General features: G+C 56.6%; 16 protein-coding genes. 13 read left to right on the top strand and 3 right to left on the bottom strand.

Annotated elements, in window-relative coordinates:
- Positions 1 to 108 precede the first annotated feature (108 nt).
- A complete protein-coding gene (locus tag CKW26_RS07715) occupies positions 109 to 816 on the bottom strand; it encodes an HNH endonuclease (RefSeq protein ID WP_371857761.1) in 708 nt (235 codons plus the stop codon).
- A 555-nt stretch (positions 817 to 1,371) separates the two neighbouring features.
- On the opposite strand from CKW26_RS07715, the gene CKW26_RS07710 reads away from it, so the two are divergent.
- The 8 genes from CKW26_RS07710 (at position 1,372) to CKW26_RS07680 (ending at position 9,856) form a co-directional block, all read left to right on the top strand.
- Positions 1,372 to 2,118, top strand: coding sequence for a methyltransferase domain-containing protein (locus CKW26_RS07710; protein WP_256579886.1), 747 nt, complete (start codon positions 1,372 to 1,374; stop codon positions 2,116 to 2,118).
- 13 nt (positions 2,119 to 2,131) lie between these two features.
- Complete coding sequence (locus CKW26_RS07705; RefSeq protein ID WP_256579885.1) at positions 2,132 to 3,049, top strand: bifunctional 2-polyprenyl-6-hydroxyphenol methylase/3-demethylubiquinol 3-O-methyltransferase UbiG; 918 nt, start codon at positions 2,132 to 2,134, stop codon at positions 3,047 to 3,049.
- Positions 3,046 to 4,191 (top strand): M50 family metallopeptidase, encoded by a 1,146-nt coding sequence (locus CKW26_RS07700; protein WP_177409233.1) that lies wholly within the window; start codon positions 3,046 to 3,048, stop codon positions 4,189 to 4,191. Before CKW26_RS07705 ends, CKW26_RS07700 begins: the two co-directional genes overlap by 4 nt.
- 10 nt (positions 4,192 to 4,201) lie before the next feature.
- Positions 4,202 to 4,357: a TglA family RiPP precursor gene (locus CKW26_RS29970; RefSeq protein ID WP_156685508.1), complete on the top strand. Its 156-nt coding sequence runs from the start codon at positions 4,202 to 4,204 to the stop codon at positions 4,355 to 4,357.
- 66 nt (positions 4,358 to 4,423) lie between these two features.
- Positions 4,424 to 5,338, top strand: a complete 915-nt coding sequence (locus CKW26_RS07695) for a DUF692 family multinuclear iron-containing protein (RefSeq protein ID WP_095048131.1) — start codon at positions 4,424 to 4,426, stop codon at positions 5,336 to 5,338.
- On the top strand, positions 5,328 to 6,134 hold the full coding sequence (locus tag CKW26_RS07690) for a hypothetical protein (protein ID WP_095048130.1): 807 nt from the start codon (positions 5,328 to 5,330) through the stop codon (positions 6,132 to 6,134). The genes CKW26_RS07695 and CKW26_RS07690 overlap by 11 nt, the downstream gene beginning before the upstream one ends.
- Positions 6,135 to 6,137: 3 nt before the next feature.
- Entirely contained in the window at positions 6,138 to 8,579 is a 2,442-nt protein-coding gene (locus CKW26_RS07685; protein ID WP_095048129.1) for a lantibiotic dehydratase, read from the top strand.
- Positions 8,576 to 9,856, top strand: a complete 1,281-nt coding sequence (locus tag CKW26_RS07680) for an MFS transporter (RefSeq protein WP_095048128.1) — start codon at positions 8,576 to 8,578, stop codon at positions 9,854 to 9,856. The genes CKW26_RS07685 and CKW26_RS07680 overlap by 4 nt, the downstream gene beginning before the upstream one ends.
- A gap of 86 nt (positions 9,857 to 9,942) precedes the next feature.
- Here CKW26_RS07680 and CKW26_RS07675 read toward each other — a convergent pair whose 3' ends face one another.
- On the bottom strand, positions 9,943 to 11,193 hold the full coding sequence (locus tag CKW26_RS07675) for a ribonucleotide-diphosphate reductase subunit beta (protein ID WP_095048127.1): 1,251 nt from the start codon (positions 11,191 to 11,193) through the stop codon (positions 9,943 to 9,945).
- Positions 11,194 to 11,734: 541 nt separating this feature from the next.
- Positions 11,735 to 11,995, bottom strand: coding sequence for a DUF2790 domain-containing protein (locus CKW26_RS07670; RefSeq protein WP_093430405.1), 261 nt, complete (start codon positions 11,993 to 11,995; stop codon positions 11,735 to 11,737).
- Positions 11,996 to 12,476: 481 nt separating this feature from the next.
- Between CKW26_RS07670 and acs the strand changes: the two genes are divergently transcribed.
- The 5 genes from acs (at position 12,477) to CKW26_RS07640 (ending at position 18,544) form a co-directional block, all read left to right on the top strand.
- Positions 12,477 to 14,432: an acetate--CoA ligase gene (acs, locus tag CKW26_RS07665; RefSeq protein ID WP_095048126.1), complete on the top strand. Its 1,956-nt coding sequence runs from the start codon at positions 12,477 to 12,479 to the stop codon at positions 14,430 to 14,432.
- 748 nt (positions 14,433 to 15,180) lie between these two features.
- A complete protein-coding gene (locus tag CKW26_RS07655; RefSeq protein WP_038366516.1) occupies positions 15,181 to 15,954 on the top strand; it encodes an ABC transporter substrate-binding protein in 774 nt (257 codons plus the stop codon).
- A gap of 91 nt (positions 15,955 to 16,045) precedes the next feature.
- Positions 16,046 to 16,735, top strand: coding sequence for an ABC transporter permease (locus CKW26_RS07650; RefSeq protein WP_007912702.1), 690 nt, complete (start codon positions 16,046 to 16,048; stop codon positions 16,733 to 16,735).
- Positions 16,732 to 17,430 (top strand): ABC transporter permease, encoded by a 699-nt coding sequence (locus CKW26_RS07645; RefSeq protein ID WP_007912703.1) that lies wholly within the window; start codon positions 16,732 to 16,734, stop codon positions 17,428 to 17,430. Before CKW26_RS07650 ends, CKW26_RS07645 begins: the two co-directional genes overlap by 4 nt.
- Before the next feature lies 1 nt (position 17,431).
- Positions 17,432 to 18,544, top strand: coding sequence for a M14 family metallopeptidase (locus tag CKW26_RS07640; protein ID WP_095048124.1), 1,113 nt, complete (start codon positions 17,432 to 17,434; stop codon positions 18,542 to 18,544).
- Positions 18,545 to 18,548 lie beyond the last annotated feature (4 nt).

Raw genomic sequence — 18,548 nt, 5'->3', positions numbered from 1 at the left:
CCTGAAGACAGGTGTCTACGCAGCAGCGATAGGGGGGAGGGGATTTATCCCCGATAGGCAGCGAAGCGGCCCTACAACCAGCGAATGCGGTTATCCAGATAAACCGCATTATTCCTCTTCTAGTCTTCCAACTTTGTCGTAAAGCCAAGCAGTGAATTGCGCACTGTCGTCCGAATGGTGGCAACGTTGATGACAGTTGGGACACAACGCCACAACGTTCGAAGGACGGTCCGAACCCTCTTGCGACATATGCTTAACGTGATGCACTTCCAGAAACGGCTTCCCATCCTTCTTAAATGGAGCTGGTTCGCCACAGCCTTCGCACTTTCCATTGGCCTGCTGACGAACCCAGCCCCTCAACTCGGGATCGCGAAAGTAAACCTTTCTGGTGGATTCGGTCCAAACAGGATTCTTTATCCCTTTTGGGACGTATAGGAATGGTTGCCGCTCAAATTTGCCCGCCCGCTGTTCTAGCTTTGCTTCGTCCGCCGTGGGATCAGAGTCCTCAGGAGTAACAACGCTAGAAGCATCGAGCGCTGTGCGAATGCTACGCGCAACATTAGCGCCAACATTCTTGGCAGGTTTGTAACCCTTGATAGGTTCACGGCCCAGCTCGACCATGACGGAAGAAATGTTCTGCATCCGAAACTCGATAGAGCTCTTGGTTCGGTTGGCCAATACGCCCTCGCGAAGTACACGATTCTCGTGTGCCTTGTTGTATGTCAGTTCTTTCTGTTCACACGACCACATCCCGAGATAGGCATCGACCGCCGCCTGAATCTCTACGTCACTCCAGTCGCTGTTACTTTTTTCCATAACCATACAATCGCCGAGGGCTGTAAATCCTCGGACGATACTGAGTGGCCATCACGGCTGTCTAGGAAATTTCCTACAGAAATGAGCGACAGGTCTTGCAAGTGATCCCGCTAGCAGCACCCAACCCACGTCGGTGATGGTATTGAGTGCGCGCAGACTGACATCTCGATTGCCAATGTCGTCTTGACCTAGAACCTCAATCGACGTGAGCAGTAATAGACCGCTAAATACCTGCTGCTGGTCGAAGTCTGGCGTTCGAGAAGAGCGGGCGTTTCTGACCTTCCTTAGAGGGACCCATCGGTTCAGAGCAGGAAAGTTCTGCTTTTCGACTGACTCAGCATTTTTTGAACCTTAAGCAGTGATGCATCAAAAAACGGCGTGCACTTCAAACATTCCTGGGTCAGTTTTCATGCACCTGTTTGGTGCGCATGAAATAATTATTTTCCACAGAAAAATGATGACACATTAATTAAGACTGGATATTCTCTGGTCGAGCAGAAAGGAATCTCGTTGCACTAAAGTGCTCCCATGTTATCGGACAAGGATGTGACATACATGTCTTCCCTAATGACTTCGCCTGCCACTCTCTACGAAACCGTCGGTGACGGCGTAGAGTCCAGTAATGCCTCATGGAGTTTCGGAGGCACGACCCCGCAACACTTTGACTCCCATGTATCGAAATCCGTACCTAAATATAAGGACGGGCACGATATCGTGCTGTCGCTCAGTGACTTTTTTGTAAAGAGCGACAGCACCTGTTACGAACTGGGTAGTTCTACCGGCACCCTTACCCGACAACTCGCACAGCGTCATTGCGCCTCGGCAAAGTGGGTGGGCATTGATGTGGAAGACGCCATGACCCGCAAGGCAAATGAGCTTCTGAGCGCATCGCCGCAGCACAATGTCAGCTTCGTTACCGATGACATCCTGACCTTTCCTTATGAAAAAAGCGATCTGATAGTTGCGTACTACACTATTCAGTTCGTGCACCCGCGTATTCGCCAAGCCTTGTTTGATCGTATCTACGAATCGTTGAACTGGGGCGGTACTTTTATCATGTTTGAAAAAGTACGCGGCCCGGATGCGCGCTTTCAAGACATCCTCAGTAGCCTGTATGTAGATTATAAACGCGACCAGGGTTATAACGCCGATGAAATCCTGGCGAAGACAAGAAGTTTGAAAGGCGTACTTGAGCCTTTTTCCACGGCTGGCAATATGGATATGTTATCTCGCGCCGGCTTTAAGGATATAACCAGTATATTCAAGTACATATGCTTTGAAGGTTTCTTCTGCATCAAGTGACCGGGATGTCATCGTGAGTACAACTATAGAGCAACAGTATTTGCAAGTTTTGCAAATGCCTGGAAAGTTTTGCGCGCAGAAAATGAACTGTGAATTGTGCAGTTCCAAAGCACATTGGGTTTTACTGGAAAGTGTCCAAGGTCCTGGTGATCAGGTCGTGGCATTGCCTGTACTCGGCTGCCAGGATTGCGGGCATATTTTCCAGCAGTACCGCTTCGATGAAGCCTTTTACAACGCCTACTACGACAAATTCTACCGCCTGACCCTGTTTGGCAATACGGAGCCGGAGCGCGCCTTCTTTCTAGACCAGGTCCGCCGTGGCGAACACCTGTGTCGGTACTTGCACGATGTGCTGCCCGCCAAAGGCAAACTGCTTGACGTCGGTTGTTCCGCCGGCGGCTTGATGATTCCCTTCGCTAAACGGGGATGGACTGTCAGAGGCAACGACCCCGACCGCGCCTATGTGGAATACGGCAAAAAAATCGGCCTGGATATCGATCTGGTGGGCGCCGAGCATATGAGCCCTAGTGGTGATTACAACCTGATCATCATCAATGGTTCGCTGGAACATGTTCATGATGTCAACCAGGTCATGCAACTTTGCCGGAAGGCCAGTGCCGAGGACGGATTGTTGTTGATTGAGGGGCGCGCGCTGGGTTATGGCATCGAGCAAGGGTTTCTGACGCATAACCATCGCCGTTACTTGAGTGCCAGTAGCATCGAGTACTTGATGTGCCTGCATGGTTGGGAACCGATCCAGACCACCCACGAACCGGTGTGCGGGCCGACCAGGCCGGGAGCGGTGTTCGTGCTGGGCCGCGCCTGTGCCCAGCCTGCCACCGAACGCCTCGAAAGCATTAAGGCCCAGGGTCGCAAGGCACTTCAGGAGTCTTACATGCCCAGCCTGCACGCGTTGCGAGCCCGCGCATGAGTGCCTCGGCCTGCGTTCTCGAAAAGTCGAGCATCCAAGCCCATCCCTGCTTCAGGGATGACCTGGTCGTGACCTCGCCGCCTGCCGATTCGGTGACGGGGCGCTACAACCTCTACGACCCTCGTAATGATATTGGCTTTGAACTGGGCAAGGCCGAGTACTCACTCGCTATGCTCTTCGATGGCCAGCGAAGCCGGCAAGACATTGCCGACGCTGCCCTTGCGCAGCATCGAATAAAGGTCAGCCCTGAGAAGCTCGCGCAGTTCGAGCGCAAGCTACTCAATCTGAAGTTGCTGAGCAGCGAGCGAACCGCTCATAAAAAGGATCTGCGTGATCCCGCCACGGGTATCACCTACGGCCCGCTAAAAGAATATCTGCTGATTAATTTGGTGAAAACCGATCCGCAGCCTTTGCTCGATCATATTTACCGGTGGGCGCCCTGGTGCTGCCGCGCGGTATTCATTTTGCCGCTGCTGGCATTGGCCCTGGCGAGCTTCGTGTATCTGGGTATGCACTTCGGCACGTTCCTGGCCGATGTCGGCGAGACGTATATCCACAGTTACCACTGGTTGCTCTGGCACTTCCCGGTCATTTTGACGTCCATCGCCCTTCATGAACTGGGGCATGCGATGGCCTGTCGTCATTATGGGGTCAAGGTTAACGATTTCGGAATCGGCATCTACGTGTTGCTCGCCACCGGCTGGGTACGTCCGGTGCAGACGCAATGGTCGCAGCTGCCACTGAACCAGCGGGTGATCACCATTCTGGCAGGACCCTTGGTTAGCCTTCTGTATGCCGGCGTGGGCATAGCCCTGTGGGCAATGTTTCGTGACACCGAAGGTGTTTTACCGGCTCTTTTTGTCGTGATGATCGTGGCTTCGTTCATTTCCCTGATACCGACGCTGCTGCCCATCTTCAATGGCGACACGTACCTGGCCATTACCGAAGTGCTCGGGCAGCCACGCCTGCGTCAGCGTGCTTTCAACCATGTAAAGCGCCATTGGCGTACTGCGCCGCTGGAAACGGTTTCCCCTGCATTGCGCAGACTCTACTGGGGTACATTTCTGTTGACCTGCCTGGGCTGGGTAATAGCCTGGTGCTTCACCGCAGCCACCTTGATTCGCCTTTTCAACCACCCATAAGGACAGTGACATGACTCAATCTACTGTGACCCCGGCTATCGCCAACGCGGATGAACTCACCACCGAATCCACCACCAACGTCGCACCGCAAGCCCTCAACGAAACGGCGTTCGAAGAGTTTGATCTCGACGATATCGAAATCATCGAAAGCAAAGTTTTCGCCTGATCGTTTCAAACGCTTCCTCGGCGTTACGTCGAGGGAGCCGTCCCCTTCCTCTGACTGGGCAACCACATGGCTCACTTCGTTAAGCCCGAACCGATTGGTGTGGGTATCCAGTACAACCCCGAGATTCTCGACTGGTTTCCGTTTGAGGACATCGAAGTCGATGTGCTGGAAATCCTTCTCGACAACATCATGGCCCCCATGGACGGCCCGCAGATTATCAGGCCCGCAGCCAAGGAGATGATCAATCGGCTGGCTGAGAAGTTCACCTTGCTGGCGCATTCCAATTACGGTTGCGATTTCGGTTTCAGCCCTCTCGAAGAAACCGCCGCGGTGCAACGCCATGTGCCCCTGGCCAAAATGCTGAACAGCCCATGGGTCGCCAACCATTGTTTCTATGGCGACAACTCCTGGCTGGACATCTGGAGCAGCCCGCTGCAGTTTTCCAATGCCGAGGTGCTCCGTTGTGCCGAACGCGCAAAGATGTTGCAGGCCCATTACGGGATGCCGCTGGCCCATGAAAACGCTGCTTATTACCTGCAATGCCCGGGCGCGGAAATGCGTGAAGCTGAGTTCCTGGCCCGGCTCGTACAGCAGTCCGGCACCTTTTTGCACCTGGACTTGCACAACATCTACACCAATCACTTGAACCTGAAAAATTTCGACTTGCGCGACTACCTCGACACCTTGCCATTGGACAAGGTGATCTCGGTGCATCTGGCGGGTGGCAGTTGGCACGAAGGGCTTTACCACGACTGGCATGACTCGTGTGTGCCTGAACCTGTCTGGGATCTATACGAGGAGCTTATGTCTCGTACCCAGCCTTCGGCGATCATCCTGGAATACCAGGGGCAGGCCCACCATGCGCTGACACGGGTGATGGACGCCAACGACGAACACATGATCGTCACCGATGTGCGCCGCGCACAGAAAATCTGGAATCACTACACCAAACCGGTTAAGGAGCTGATGCATGGATGCTGAGCAGGTCTGGAAGCTGTGGCGACGCCTGCTACGCGATGAAACACTGCAGCAGCAGTTGTACGAAGCCCAGGGGGCGACTCAATGGCTGGAGCATTATCCCGATGACGAGCGGGCGATTTTGCAGGTGTATGCCAGTCAGTTTGAGAGAGTGAAATGGTTCGTCGAGAACTATCAGTTCCGCTTGGTCAATTCGTTTATCAACGCGCTGGAAACCGGTGCCCCGTTGACGTTGCGCGCGTTGCTCAACATCGGGCTGGATCTGCCTGAACTGTCCAAGGCATTTCTGCGGCAACAAAATTGGCTCGATTATGGGCCAAGAGTTTATGGCTATTGCGATGCGGCGCTGGGGTTTCTGCTCGAGCGCCAGGAACTCGCTGATTACCCGCAGATCCGTGACCTGATGGGGCTTGAGCGCGAATGTGTGCGCCTCTACACCGGACTTGTGGAAACCAGCGCCGTGGTGCCGGGCCATTATCAGCGCACCGACGGTGCACGCATTTACCAGAGTAGCTATGCGCTGTCGCAGTGGTTGCGCGACAAAAGCCTGTTGGGGCGTAGCAGCCCGGAGGAAACCAGCCAACACATCCTGGTGTATTTACCTGACCCTGAGGCCCGCCATAAATTTACGCTCATAAGCCCGCGCGCGGCGCACCTCTATAGATGCCTGGAGCAACCGCAGTCACTCGCCACTTTGATGCAGATACTGAGTTCCTCCGCCACCGCGCAACTCAGCAGTGAAGACCTGTCATTGCTCGGTAAACTGCAGCAACTCAACGCAATCAGGATGCCGGTCTAGAACATGGAAAGCTCACAATACTTCTGGCTGCGCTCGACCGGATTTCCCATTCATCACTTGACCGATCTGGGCCGGTTCGCCGACCTGCCATCGTGCCGCGTCTTTGAACAAGACTTTCGCTCACTGCAGGCGTTGAAGGCAACGTTGCTTGAGAAAGCCAACGCGCACTCACCGCAGGCCTGCCGCAAGCTCATCCGCAAACTCAACGAGCACCAGGTCCTGCAACTCTCTGATCTGCCGGAAGTACTGCGCGAACCACTGGCCGAGTCTTTGCAGCAATGGAACGGCTTATTGGAGCGGACGGCGGCACGTGAAGAGGCAGCCGAGGAATATGACGCCTATCTGGAAAGTGCCCGCCAAGGGTTGATCGACTTCCTGGATGACGACGCAGTCGCCGAGGCTTTATTCATATCTAACCCCTCGGCGATGACACGTATCCGTGAGCTGGTCCGGGATCGGCACGGCAGAAACGATACCCGCAAAAAACAGAAGCTGCGTTTGGGCTGGAGTTACGCGCAACGTTTTTGCGCCAAGAACGATACCTCAAGTTTTTTCGGACCTTTGGCCTGGGGCCGGTTCGATGCCAACCAGACTGACAATGTACGTCTGACCCAAGGTGACACGGCGTGGATCAAGGAGCGCCACACATTCTTCGAGAACTGGGTGGTGCAGCGGCTCGTCGAACAGATTAACCGGCAATGTCCAGACACCGACCGAATGCCGTTGCAGCTCAATACCGGTTGCTATCTGCAAGAGCAGATCCTGTTCATGCCGATTGGCAAAAGCCAGCGCCTCACCCCGCAAACCGCTCGGGTATTGCACTACATCAGCGACCAACAGGGTCAAGAGCCCACGTTTGCAGGTATGTTGAGCGCCTGTCCGGAAGTCGCGCCCAGCACTCTGCGCGACCTGCTGGAGCACTTGGTGAGCAAACGGATCGTGCGCCGAGGCTGGCAAGTATCGCCTCGCGAGCGAAGCCCCATCGCGCGGCTGCAGCGCTGCCTGGTCGACGCGCAAGTGTCCGCTGATTTCGGCCTGGCCTGGCAATCGCGCCTTGAAGCATTGGAAGGCTTGCGCCGGGATTATGCCCACGGCGACCTGATGCGCCGGACCGAATGCCTGGAGGGTTTGAACCAGCTGCTTGGCGAGGCTGGGGTCGACCTCAGCCGAGAAACCGGCGCCATGTATGTCGGACGTTACCCGGTGTACGAAGATTGTTCGAGAAACATAGACATCAGCCTTGGCCAGGCCATGCTCAGCCAGGTCAATGAAGAACTGGCGCCGCTGATGCGCATCAATCAGTGGCTGATCAAAGCCATCGCGCATCAACTCAATGAGGCTTTCATTGAAGTCTGGGAACAGCGCCAGACTGCCAGCCCCGATCAGCCAGTTGATTTTCTCGACCTGCTCAACACCCTCGCGCCTCTGTTACCTGCACTTGAAGCGCGCCTCATCCTCGATCTCGAGCAGCGCCTGGAAACAGCCTGGACGCAAGTGCTGCAGGACTTCCCGGACCATCCCGAGGTACAACTTTGCGCGGCGGACATCGAACGCCTGATCACTTTGCTCAATAACGATCTGAATGTTGCTGGCTTCGAGGTGTTCGGCAGCGACTATCATTCTCCGGATATCCTGCTCTCCAGCGCGTCGGTCGAGGCCTTCAATCGCGGCGACTACCAAATCATCGTGGGTGAAGTGCATCCGGCAGTCCATACTCTGAGCCAGCCCGTCGCCGCGCCGTTCGGACCGTTCAATACTCAGATAAACCAACAGGTAGAGGCGTTATTCCAACGCCCTCGTCTGGTATTGGCTGACTCGCCCGAAAGCTATCAACGCTCCCACATCGACTGGCCTTTGCAGCCCTCATATTTGCAACTGGTGCTGCCGTCTGGCGGCGGTTGTGTCGCGGCGCATCAACAGTTTGCCGCCGGCAGGGCAAAAGTGCTGCGGGTGAACGGTCGCCTGCAAGTGGTCGATGCCCTGGGTCAGTTCAGCGAAGACTTGCTGTGCGTGTATTCCACCCCCATGCATCGGCTGGGCTTCGCCTTGGCTGGCAGCGCCGTGGCCAAACACGAACACCGACGTATCTGGTTGGGCCGCACCCTCTACAAGCGCGCTTCCTGGCTATTTACCAGCGATCTCCTGCCAGAGCCGAAGGGCTCGGTCGACGAGCTTGAGCACACCCTGCAATGGCGTGCCTGGGCCGCCGTCAACGGTTTGCCCCGTTATGCCTTCGTCAAGATTGATACCGAACCCAAACCGCTGTTCCTCGACTTCGATAATCCGTTGTCCTTCGACGGCATCACCAATGCGCTGAAGAATGCTGGTCACGTAAAGTTCTCTGAAATGCGACCGTGCCCCGATGAACTTTGGCTTGAAGAGGTGCGGGGGCGTTTCTGCTGTGAAATACGCACAACCTTTTCCACATGCGAGGCTTCGACATGAGTAATGAGAATACAGGCTCGTGCGCCAAGGCCGACCAGGAAATCAAACACACGTTTTTGTACCTGTTCTTGACCATATTCATCCCGTTTGGCCTCGGCCATTTTGTGTCGTACCTGTTTCGCACGGTCAATGCCTTGATTTATGTGGACCTGGAACGGGAACTGAACCTGCCCCCCAGCAGCCTGGGTCTCCTGACCGGCGTGTATTTTCTGACCTTCGCTGCGGCGCAGATTCCGCTCGGTGTCATGCTCGACCGCTACGGTCCGCGCAGCGTGCAGGCACCTATGCTGCTGTTCGCCGTGTTGGGCTCTCTGATTTTCAGTTTCTCCCATACCGAACTGGGTCTGATCATTGGTCGCGGTCTGATCGGCCTGGGTGTCGCTGGTTCTCTGATGAGTGCGATCAAGGCGTGCGCCATCTGGTTGCCCGCCGAACGCCTGCCGTTGAGTACGGCATGCCTGTTATCGGTAGGCGGCCTGGGCGCCATGGCGTCCACCACGCCCTTGCATGAACTGCTCAAGTGGATCTCATGGCGTGAAGCATTCTTGATCCTGGCGCTACTGACTTTGTTCGTCTGCGTGGTCATTCATTTCAGCGTGCCGCGCACCTACAAACCCAAACACACCACTCTCGCCGAAATGTCCAAGGCCGTGGGGACGCTGTATTCCTCGTGGGTATTCTGGCGACTGGCGTTGTACTCGGTATTTGCCCATGCGATCTATATGTCGGTGCTGTCGCTGTGGATGGGACCGTGGCTACGCGATGTCGCCCAGTTGAGCGAATCCAGCATGGCCAATACCCTGCTCTGGGGCACCGTGGCGATGGTTGCAGGCTCGCTGGCCTTCGGCTCGATCACAGATTACCTGCGGCGCTTTGGCGTTCAACCGATCATGGTATGCGGCGCCGGGGTTTCGATTTTCATCGTATTTCAATCGCTGATGATCAGCGGACTGCCTGTATCGCCGCTGTTGATTGCTATGGGTTTCAGCTTCTTCGGCACCTCGACGACCATGAACTACGCGATCGTAGCTCAGTCGGTATCGCCTGAGCTGGCCGGGCGGGTCAGTTCGTCGTTCAACCTGGTGGTGTTCGTGCTGGCGTTCGTCTTGCAATGGTTGATGGGGGAAATTTTGAACCTGTGGCCGGCAACTGGGCATGGGCACCCGGTAGAGGCTTATCAGTGGTCGCTGGGAGTGATGATTGCGTTGCAGGTGCCGGGGGTGTTGCTGTGGCTGAGTTTTAAGCCGTGGGAACTGAAAACAGCGACGGCGCGGTAAACCAGGACTGCCAGATCGTTTTCGTTCAGAAGCCGACTCGAAAAAAAAACCCGCATGTGCGGGTTTTTTTTGGGGTGCAGCTAGAATCAATCCCAGCTCAACGCCCCACCAGTCTGATACTCAATAACCCGAGTCTCAAAGAAATTCTTCTCTTTCTTCAAGTCCATAATCTCGCTCATCCAAGGGAACGGGTTAGTCGTCCCTGGGTACTCTTCCTTCAAACCAATCTGCGACAAACGACGGTTAGCGATGAACTTCAGGTAGTCCTCCATCATCGCCGCGTTCATGCCCAGTACGCCGCGAGGCATGGTGTCACGTGCGTATTCGATCTCCAGCTGCGTACCCTGCAGAATCATCTGGGTCGCTTCTTCCTTCATCTCAGCATCCCACAGGTGTGGGTTTTCGATTTTGATCTGGTTGATCACGTCGATGCCGAAGTTCAGGTGCATGGATTCGTCGCGCAGGATGTATTGGAACTGCTCGGCGACGCCGGTCATTTTGTTGCGGCGGCCCATGGAGAGGATTTGGGTGAAGCCGCAGTAGAAGAAGATGCCTTCCAGAACGCAGTAGTAGGCGATCAGGTTGCGCAGCAGTTCTTTGTCGGTGTCCGGGGTGCCGGTTTCGAACTTCGGATCGGAGATCGAACGGGTGTATTTCAGGCCCCAGGCTGCTTTTTTAGCGACCGATGGGATCTCGTGGTACATGTTGAAGATCTCGCCTTCATCCATGGCCAGCGATTCGATGCAGTACTGGTAGGCGTGGGTGTGGATCGCCTCTTCGAACGCCTGGCGCAGAATGTACTGGCGGCATTCCGGGTTGGTGATCAGGCGGTACACGGCCAGGACCAGGTTGTTGGCAACCAGGGAGTCGGCGGTGGAGAAGAAGCCGAGGTTACGCATGACGATGCGGCGCTCGTCGTCGGTCAGGCCTTCCGGGTTTTTCCAGAGGGCGATGTCGGCGGTCATGTTGACTTCTTGCGGCATCCAGTGGTTTGCGCAACCGTCCAGGTACTTCTGCCAGGCCCAGTCGTACTTGAATGGCACGAGTTGGTTGAGGTCGGCGCGGCAGTTGATCATGCGCTTTTCGTCAACGGCGACACGGGCGGAGGCGCCTTCGAGTTCGGCGAGGCCTTCGGCAACGTCGAGGGAGTTCAGTGCAGCCTTGGCGCGGGCGACAGCGGCCGAGTCGTCGGCGGTCACGGCGCGAGCTTCGATCGCGGCAGCACCGCCAGCGTTGTCGAGGCGGTCCATGTTGGCTTCAGTAGCGTGGCCGGCGTTGGCGCCTTTCACGGTTGCTACTTCACTGTCTTCTTTGTCGAATTCGTCCCAGCTCAGCATGACGTGTCGTCTCCTGCGTGAGGGCCTGTGCCCGTGTGAAACCTGATTGGTTGGTTTTTCACACGGTCGTACAGACCGCGTTGGATGTCGTTTTTTGCAGCGATGCACGCAGGCAAATAAACAGAAATTTTGACGGGTTCCGAGAGCCTCTGATGGGCGCAATCAGCGTTGAACGCTGCTGCGGGGCTTCAGAATGGCTTTTGCTCCCTGTAAGGGAATATTGCTGACCCGTATGGGGCGGCATTATAGGGAAAAAAACACGGCTGTGCTGAGGCGAATCCGCGCATGGAGCGGTCGAGGAGGGTGGTTTTTCGACGAGAGTGAGGGTTTACAGGGCTTTGCCGGGGATAGATTTTTTTTCGTAAAAATCTCGCTATTGTGAATTTGCTCAAAAAACGAACAAAAAAACCGCTTTTTCACTACATCTAGTGTTTTGCAAGCATTTTTACCGGCTTCAAACACAACTGAGCCCGACCGAAGTCGGGCTGGAATCGACCCTCAATGAAGCGCTGAGAGATCCAATTCGGTGCAGTCTCAAACATCAATTGGTACAGCCGTTACCCATGATGCTGTAACGCAGGATGTGACGCTGACCTTTGGAGTCGTCGTATTCCATTTTGGCTGGAACCACTTCGCAGACATTCGGAACTTCGCTCATGGAAACAACTTTGGCGATGTCCAGGTGAGTCGAGTAAGTGTATTCCTCAACAACCGGTTGTTGCTGCGCGACATCAGTCGGAACCTCATCTGCCATGGCGGTTGCGCACAGACTGCTGAGGGCCAGAACCAATAAAGCTTTCATTTCAGATTTACCTTTTTGAGGTCGAGTGGGGTCACGCAACCTTTTTAGGGTTGCGTGTGGAACTTCATCATTTGCAGTTATTACTGGAGAGCTGGATTAACGGCCTTCGTGGGGGCTGTAACGTTGTTAATCGCGTTTGCCTTGTCGGCGAGGTGAATTTTAGGGAGATGGGGCGGGGGTAAACAGACCGGGTTTTGATAAACACCTTTGGCAGATTTGGTAACAATCCCCGAAATCCCCCTGTAGGAGCTGCCGAAGGCTGCGATCGTTTGATCTGGATGTTTAGAAGCAAGATCAAAAGATCGCAGCCTTCGGCAGCTCCTACAGGCGGCGTGGGGCGTGGGGCATGGGGTTGAGGGTTTTGGTTCGGTATCGCCACGACTTGTAGGGGCTTGTTACTACCATCGTCGAATGGTTCTATGGCCCCCGCCCCGTTACAACAGGGTCATACAAAAACAACTATTACACCGAGGTAGGAAAGATGAGTGCGGCTTCTCTGTATCCCGTTCGTCCCGAGGTTCTGGCTAACACGCTGACTGACGAGGCGACCTACAAAGCCATGTACCAGCAGTCGGTCGTCAACCCTGACGGCTTCTGGCGCGAGCAAGCCAAGCGTCTCGACTGGATCAAGCCTTTCACCACGGTGAAACAGACGTCGTTCGACGATCACCATGTCGACATCAAATGGTTTGCCGACGGCACCCTGAACGTTTCCTACAACTGCCTCGACCGTCATCTGGCCGAGCGCGGCGATCAAGTCGCGATCATCTGGGAAGGCGACGATCCATCCGAAAGCCGTAACATCACCTACCGCGAACTGCACGAGCAAGTGTGCAAACTCGCCAACGCCTTGCGTGGTCAGGACGTGCACCGCGGCGACGTGGTAACCATTTATATGCCGATGATTCCCGAAGCCGTGGTCGCCATGCTGGCCTGCACCCGGATCGGCGCGATTCACTCGGTGGTGTTCGGCGGTTTCTCGCCGGAAGCCCTGGCCGGTCGCATCATTGACTGCAAATCGAAAGTGGTGATCACCGCTGACGAAGGCATCCGTGCCGGCAAGAAGATTTCCCTCAAGGCCAACGTCGACGACGCGCTGACCAACCCGGAAACCAGCAGCATCCAGAAAGTCATCGTGTGCAAGCGCACCGGTGGCGACATCAAGTGGAACCAGCATCGCGACATCTGGTACGAAGACCTGATGAAAGTGGCGGGCACCGTCTGCGCGCCGAAAGAGATGGGCGCGGAAGAAGCGCTGTTCATCCTTTATACCTCCGGCTCCACCGGCAAGCCGAAGGGCGTGCAGCACACCACTGGCGGTTATTTGCTGTACGCGGCGATGACCCACGAGCGCGTGTTCGACTACCGCCCAGGCGAAATCTACTGGTGCACCGCCGACGTCGGCTGGGTCACTGGCCACAGTTACATTGTCTACGGCCCGCTGGCCAATGGCGCGACCACGTTGCTGTTCGAAGGCGTGCCGAACTATCCGGACATCACCCGAGTGGCGAAGATCGTCGACAAGCACAAGGTCAACATCCTCTACACCGCACCCACCGCGATTCGCGCGATGATGGCCTCGGGTCAGGCCGCCGTTGAAGGTGCGGATGGCAGCAGCCTGCGTCTGCTCGGTTCGGTCGGCGAGCCGATCAACCCGGAAGCCTGGGACTGGTACTACAAGAATGTCGGTAAGTCGCGTTGCCCGATCGTTGATACCTGGTGGCAGACTGAGACCGGCGGCAACATGATGAGCCCGTTGCCGGGTGCCCACGCGCTGAAGCCGGGTTCGGCAGCACGTCCGTTCTTTGGTGTGGTGCCGGCGCTGGTCGACAACCTCGGTAACATTATTGAGGGCGAGGCTGAAGGCAATCTGGTGATTCTCGACTCGTGGCCAGGTCAGGCGCGCACGCTGTATGGCGATCACGATCGTTTCGTCGATACCTACTTCAAGACCTTCCGTGGCATGTATTTCACCGGTGACGGCGCGCGTCGTGATGCCGATGGCTACTACTGGATCACCGGGCGCGTGGATGACGTGCTTAACGTCTCTGGCCACCGCATGGGTACGGCCGAGATCGAAAGCGCGATGGTTGCGCATCCGAAAGTTGCTGAGGCGGCGGTGGTCGGTGTGCCGCATGACATCAAGGGGCAGGGCATTTATGTCTATGTCACGTTGAAGAATGGCGAGGAGCCGACTGAGCAGCTTCGTCTGGAATTGAAGAACTGGGTGCGCAAGGAGATCGGCCCGATTGCTTCGCCGGATGTGATCCAGTGGGCGCCAGGGCTACCGAAGACCCGCTCGGGCAAGATCATGCGCCGGATTCTGCGCAAGATTGCCACGGCGGAATATGACGGGTTGGGGGATATCTCGACCCTGGCGGATCCGGGTGTGGTGCAGCATTTGATTGATACGCACAAGACCATGAATGTTGCTTAAGCATTCGGCTTGATGCATTGAAAAGCCCCGTCCGGTGTTTGCCGGGCGGGGTTTTTTTGTGTCTGGGGGTTTTGTGGTGGCTGGGCGGGCCTCTTCGCGAGCAGGCTCGCTCCCACAGTTTGACCGAGTACCTTCCGATCGTTCCCACGCTCTGCGTGGGAATGCCTCCCTCGACGCTCTGCGTCGGCTCCGGGGACGCGGAGCGTCCCTTGCTGCATTCCCACGCAGAGCGTGGGAACGATCGGGGGGTCAATAATTATCGATCTCCCCCGTAAGACATTTCCCCCTGTTACCCAACACCTTCCACGTAACCGAATGTGTAACCGCCCGCCCCGGAGCGGGGCAAAGGGAAACGCATTGCCCCGTTTTAGAGCCTCGAAACCCCCGGTGAAAAATAAGACACAACGCTGCGCTTGCCGGATTAGAAGGGTTTGCGAATAATAGGCCCGCAATTTGCAGCATAGATCGGTTCACTGTCTTTCGCTCTTGCATGAAATTGCAAGGCTGTCAATGTGCTCAAGTCGCTTTCTCTGTGCATCTGTAATTAGTTGTCGCATTGAAGAAATATCGGCTTCGGGCCTGTCGTTAGAATGCCGATCACTCGCTCATCGTGGCTGACGTTGAAATCTCCGACGGTTTCAATGGGAAATTTCCCACCGATGCAGCAACCGATTTCCCGATTCACCCATTCGCATATTGGGCTGTCGCTCACTCTGCCGTTTTTGCCCTTTACCGATGGAGTCCCAAGATGAAGAAACTTGTGCTGCTTGGCGCCCTGGCACTGTCCGTGCTGTCGATGAACGCCTTCGCTGACGAAAAACCTCTGAAGATCGGTATCGAAGCGGCTTACCCTCCGTTCGCTTCGAAAGCACCGGACGGCAGCATCGTCGGTTTCGACTACGACATCGGCAACGCTCTGTGCGAGCAGATGCAGGTCAAGTGTGTGTGGGTCGAGCAAGAGTTCGACGGTCTGATTCCTGCACTGAAAGTGCGCAAGATCGACGCGATCCTGTCGTCCATGTCGATCACTGAAGATCGCAAGAAGTCGGTCGACTTCACCAACAAGTACTACAACACCCCGGCACGTCTGGTCATGAAGGCCGGTACTCAGGTCAGCGAAGGTCTGGCTGAGCTGAAGGGCAAGAACATCGGCGTGCAACGTGGTTCGATCCACGAGCGTTTCGCCCGCGAAGTCCTCGCCCCGCTGGGTGCCGAGATCAAGCCGTACGGCTCGCAGAACGAAATCTACCTCGACGTGGCTGCCGGTCGCCTCGACGGTACCGTGGCTGACGCTACTCTGCTGCAAGATGGCTTCCTCAACACCGACGCCGGCAAAGGCTTCGCGTTTGCAGGTCCTGCGTTCACCGACGTCAAATACTTCGGCGACGGCGTAGGCATCGCAGTCCGTAAGGGTGACGCCCTGAAAGACAAGATTAACGCGGCCATCGCGGCCATCCGTGAAAACGGCAAATACAAGGCAATCCAGGACAAGTACTTCGCCTTCGATATCTACGGCAAGTAAAACGTCTCTGCGACAAGTCCGAAATGGCGCAAGCAACAGGATCTCTGCGGTTTGCGCCATTTTTTCATCCCAACTTTCGAGGACCTGAATCATGTTGAAAGGCTACGGGGCTGTCATCCTCGATGGCGCATGGCTGACGCTTCAGCTCGCCTTGTCGTCCATGGCTCTGGCCATCGTTCTCGGGCTGATTGGTGTCGCGTTACGCCTGTCGCCGGTGCGCTGGCTGGCGTGGCTGGGCGATCTTTATTCCACGGTGATCCGCGGGATTCCTGATCTGGTGCTGATCCTGCTGATCTTTTACGGCGGTCAGGATTTGCTCAACCGCGTCGCACCGATGCTCGGCTATGACGATTACATCGATTTGAATCCGCTGGCCGCCGGCATCGGCACCCTCGGTTTCATCTTCGGTGCGTACCTGTCGGAAACCTTCCGTGGCGCGTTCATGGCCATTCCAAAAGGTCAGGCCGAAGCGGGCATGGCGTACGGCATGAGCAGTTTTCAGGTGTTCTTCCGGGTGATGGTGCCGCAGATGATTCGCCTGGCGATTCCGGGCTTCACCAACAACTGGCTGGTTCTCACCAAGGCCACCGCGCTGATTTCCGTGGTCGGTCTGCAAGACATGATGTTCAAGGCCAAGCAGGCGGCAGATGCCACCCGCGAGCCTTTCACCTTCTTCCTCGCAGTGGCGGCGATGTACCTGGTGATCACCAGTGTTTCGTTGCTGATCCTGCGTCAACTTGAGAAGCGCTACTCGGTAGGCGTAAGGGCGGCTGATCTATGATCTTCGACTACAACGTCATTTGGGAGGCCATGCCGCTGTACCTCGGCGGCCTGCTGACCACCCTTAAACTGCTCGCGCTGTCGCTGTTTTTCGGTCTGCTCGCGGCCCTGCCGCTGGGGCTGATGCGCGTCTCGAAGAACCCAGTCGTCAACGGCGCCGCGTGGCTTTACACCTACGTGATTCGTGGCACGCCGATGCTGGTGCAACTGTTCCTGATCTACTACGGTCTGGCGCAGTTCGAAGCGGTCCGCGAAAGCTTCCTGTGGCCATGGCTGTCCAGCGCAACGTTCTGCGCGTGCCTGGCCTTTGCGGTCAACACCAGCGCCTACACCGCGGAAATCATTGCCGGCAGCCTCAAAGCCACGCCGAACGGTGAGATCGAAGCGGCCAAGGCCATGGGCATGTCGCGCTTCAAACTGTACAAGCGCATTCTGCTGCCATCGGCCCTGCGCCGGGCACTGCCGCAGTACAGCAACGAAGTGATCATGATGCTGCAGACCACCAGTCTGGCCTCCATCGTGACCTTGATCGACATCACTGGCGCAGCGCGCACGGTCAACGCGCAGTTCTATCTGCCGTTCGAGGCGTACATCACCGCTGGCGTGTTCTACCTGTGCCTGACGTTCATTCTGGTCAAGCTGTTCAAACTGGCCGAGCGTCGCTGGTTGAGCTACCTGGCCCCGCGGAAGCACTGATATGGAACGCATCGACCACGTATTGCCGTGGAGCCACTTGGGCAGCGAGCGCAAGATTTCGGTCTTTCGCTTCGGTCGCGGCGAGCGCAAGGCCTATATTCAGGCCAGCCTGCACGCTGACGAATTGCCGGGCATGCGCACCGCCTGGGAGCTGAAAAAGCGCCTCGGCGAACTCGAAGCCAAAGGCCTGCTCAACGGTGTCATCGAGCTGGTGCCAGTCGCCAACCCCTTGGGTCTCGGGCAATTGCTGCAAGGCAATCACCAGGGCCGTTTCGAGGCCGGCAGTGGCAAGAATTTCAATCGTGATTTCGTCGAACTGAGCGCGCCGGTTGCGGCCGCTTTAGCCGACAATCTCGGTGACGATCCGCACGCCAATGTGCGCCTGATTCGTCAGGCCATGGCCGATCACCTGGCGGCATTGCCAGAGGCGAGCAGCCAGTTGCAAGGCATGCAGCGCGTGTTGCTCAGCCATGCCTGCACAGCCGACGTGGTGCTGGACTTGCACTGCGATGCCGAAGCCGCACTGCACATGTACGCGTTGCCGCAGCATTGGCCGCAGTGGCGCTCACTGGCCGCGCACCTGAATGTGAAGGTCGGATTGCTCGCGGAAGATTCCGGCGGCAGCTCGTTCGATGAGGCTTGTTCGCTGCCATGGCTGCGTCTGTCGCGGCTGTTCCCTGATGCGCAGATTCCACTGGCGTGTCTGGCAACGACCATTGAGCTGGGCGGTCAGGCCGATACCGGTCGCGCCGAAGCTTGCGCGTATGCTGAAGGCATTCTCGCCTTCCTCGCCGAGCAAGGTTTGATCACCGGCGAGTGGCCGAACCCGGCGCACGAGGCCTGTGACGGCATGCCGTTCGAAGGCACCGAGTTGCTGTTCGCGCCGTATCCGGGCGTCGTAAGTTTTCTGCGCAAGCCCGGCGAGTGGGTCGAGGCCGGCGACGAGATTTTTGAAGTGATTGATCCTCTGTCCGATCGGGTCAGCACGGTGTGTGCTGGTACCTCCGGGGTGCTGTTTGCCATTGAACGGCTGCGTTATGCCCAACCCGGTTTCTGGCTGGCCAAGGTGGCGGGGCGCGAAGCGCTGCGTCACGGGCGCTTGCTCAACGACTGACTGA

This window comes from Pseudomonas sp. Irchel s3h9, assembly GCF_900187475.1.
GTDB lineage: Bacteria > Pseudomonadota > Gammaproteobacteria > Pseudomonadales > Pseudomonadaceae > Aquipseudomonas > Aquipseudomonas neuropathica.
Note: the sequence above shows the minus strand (reverse complement) of the source record. Positions and strands in the feature narration are given on the sequence as shown.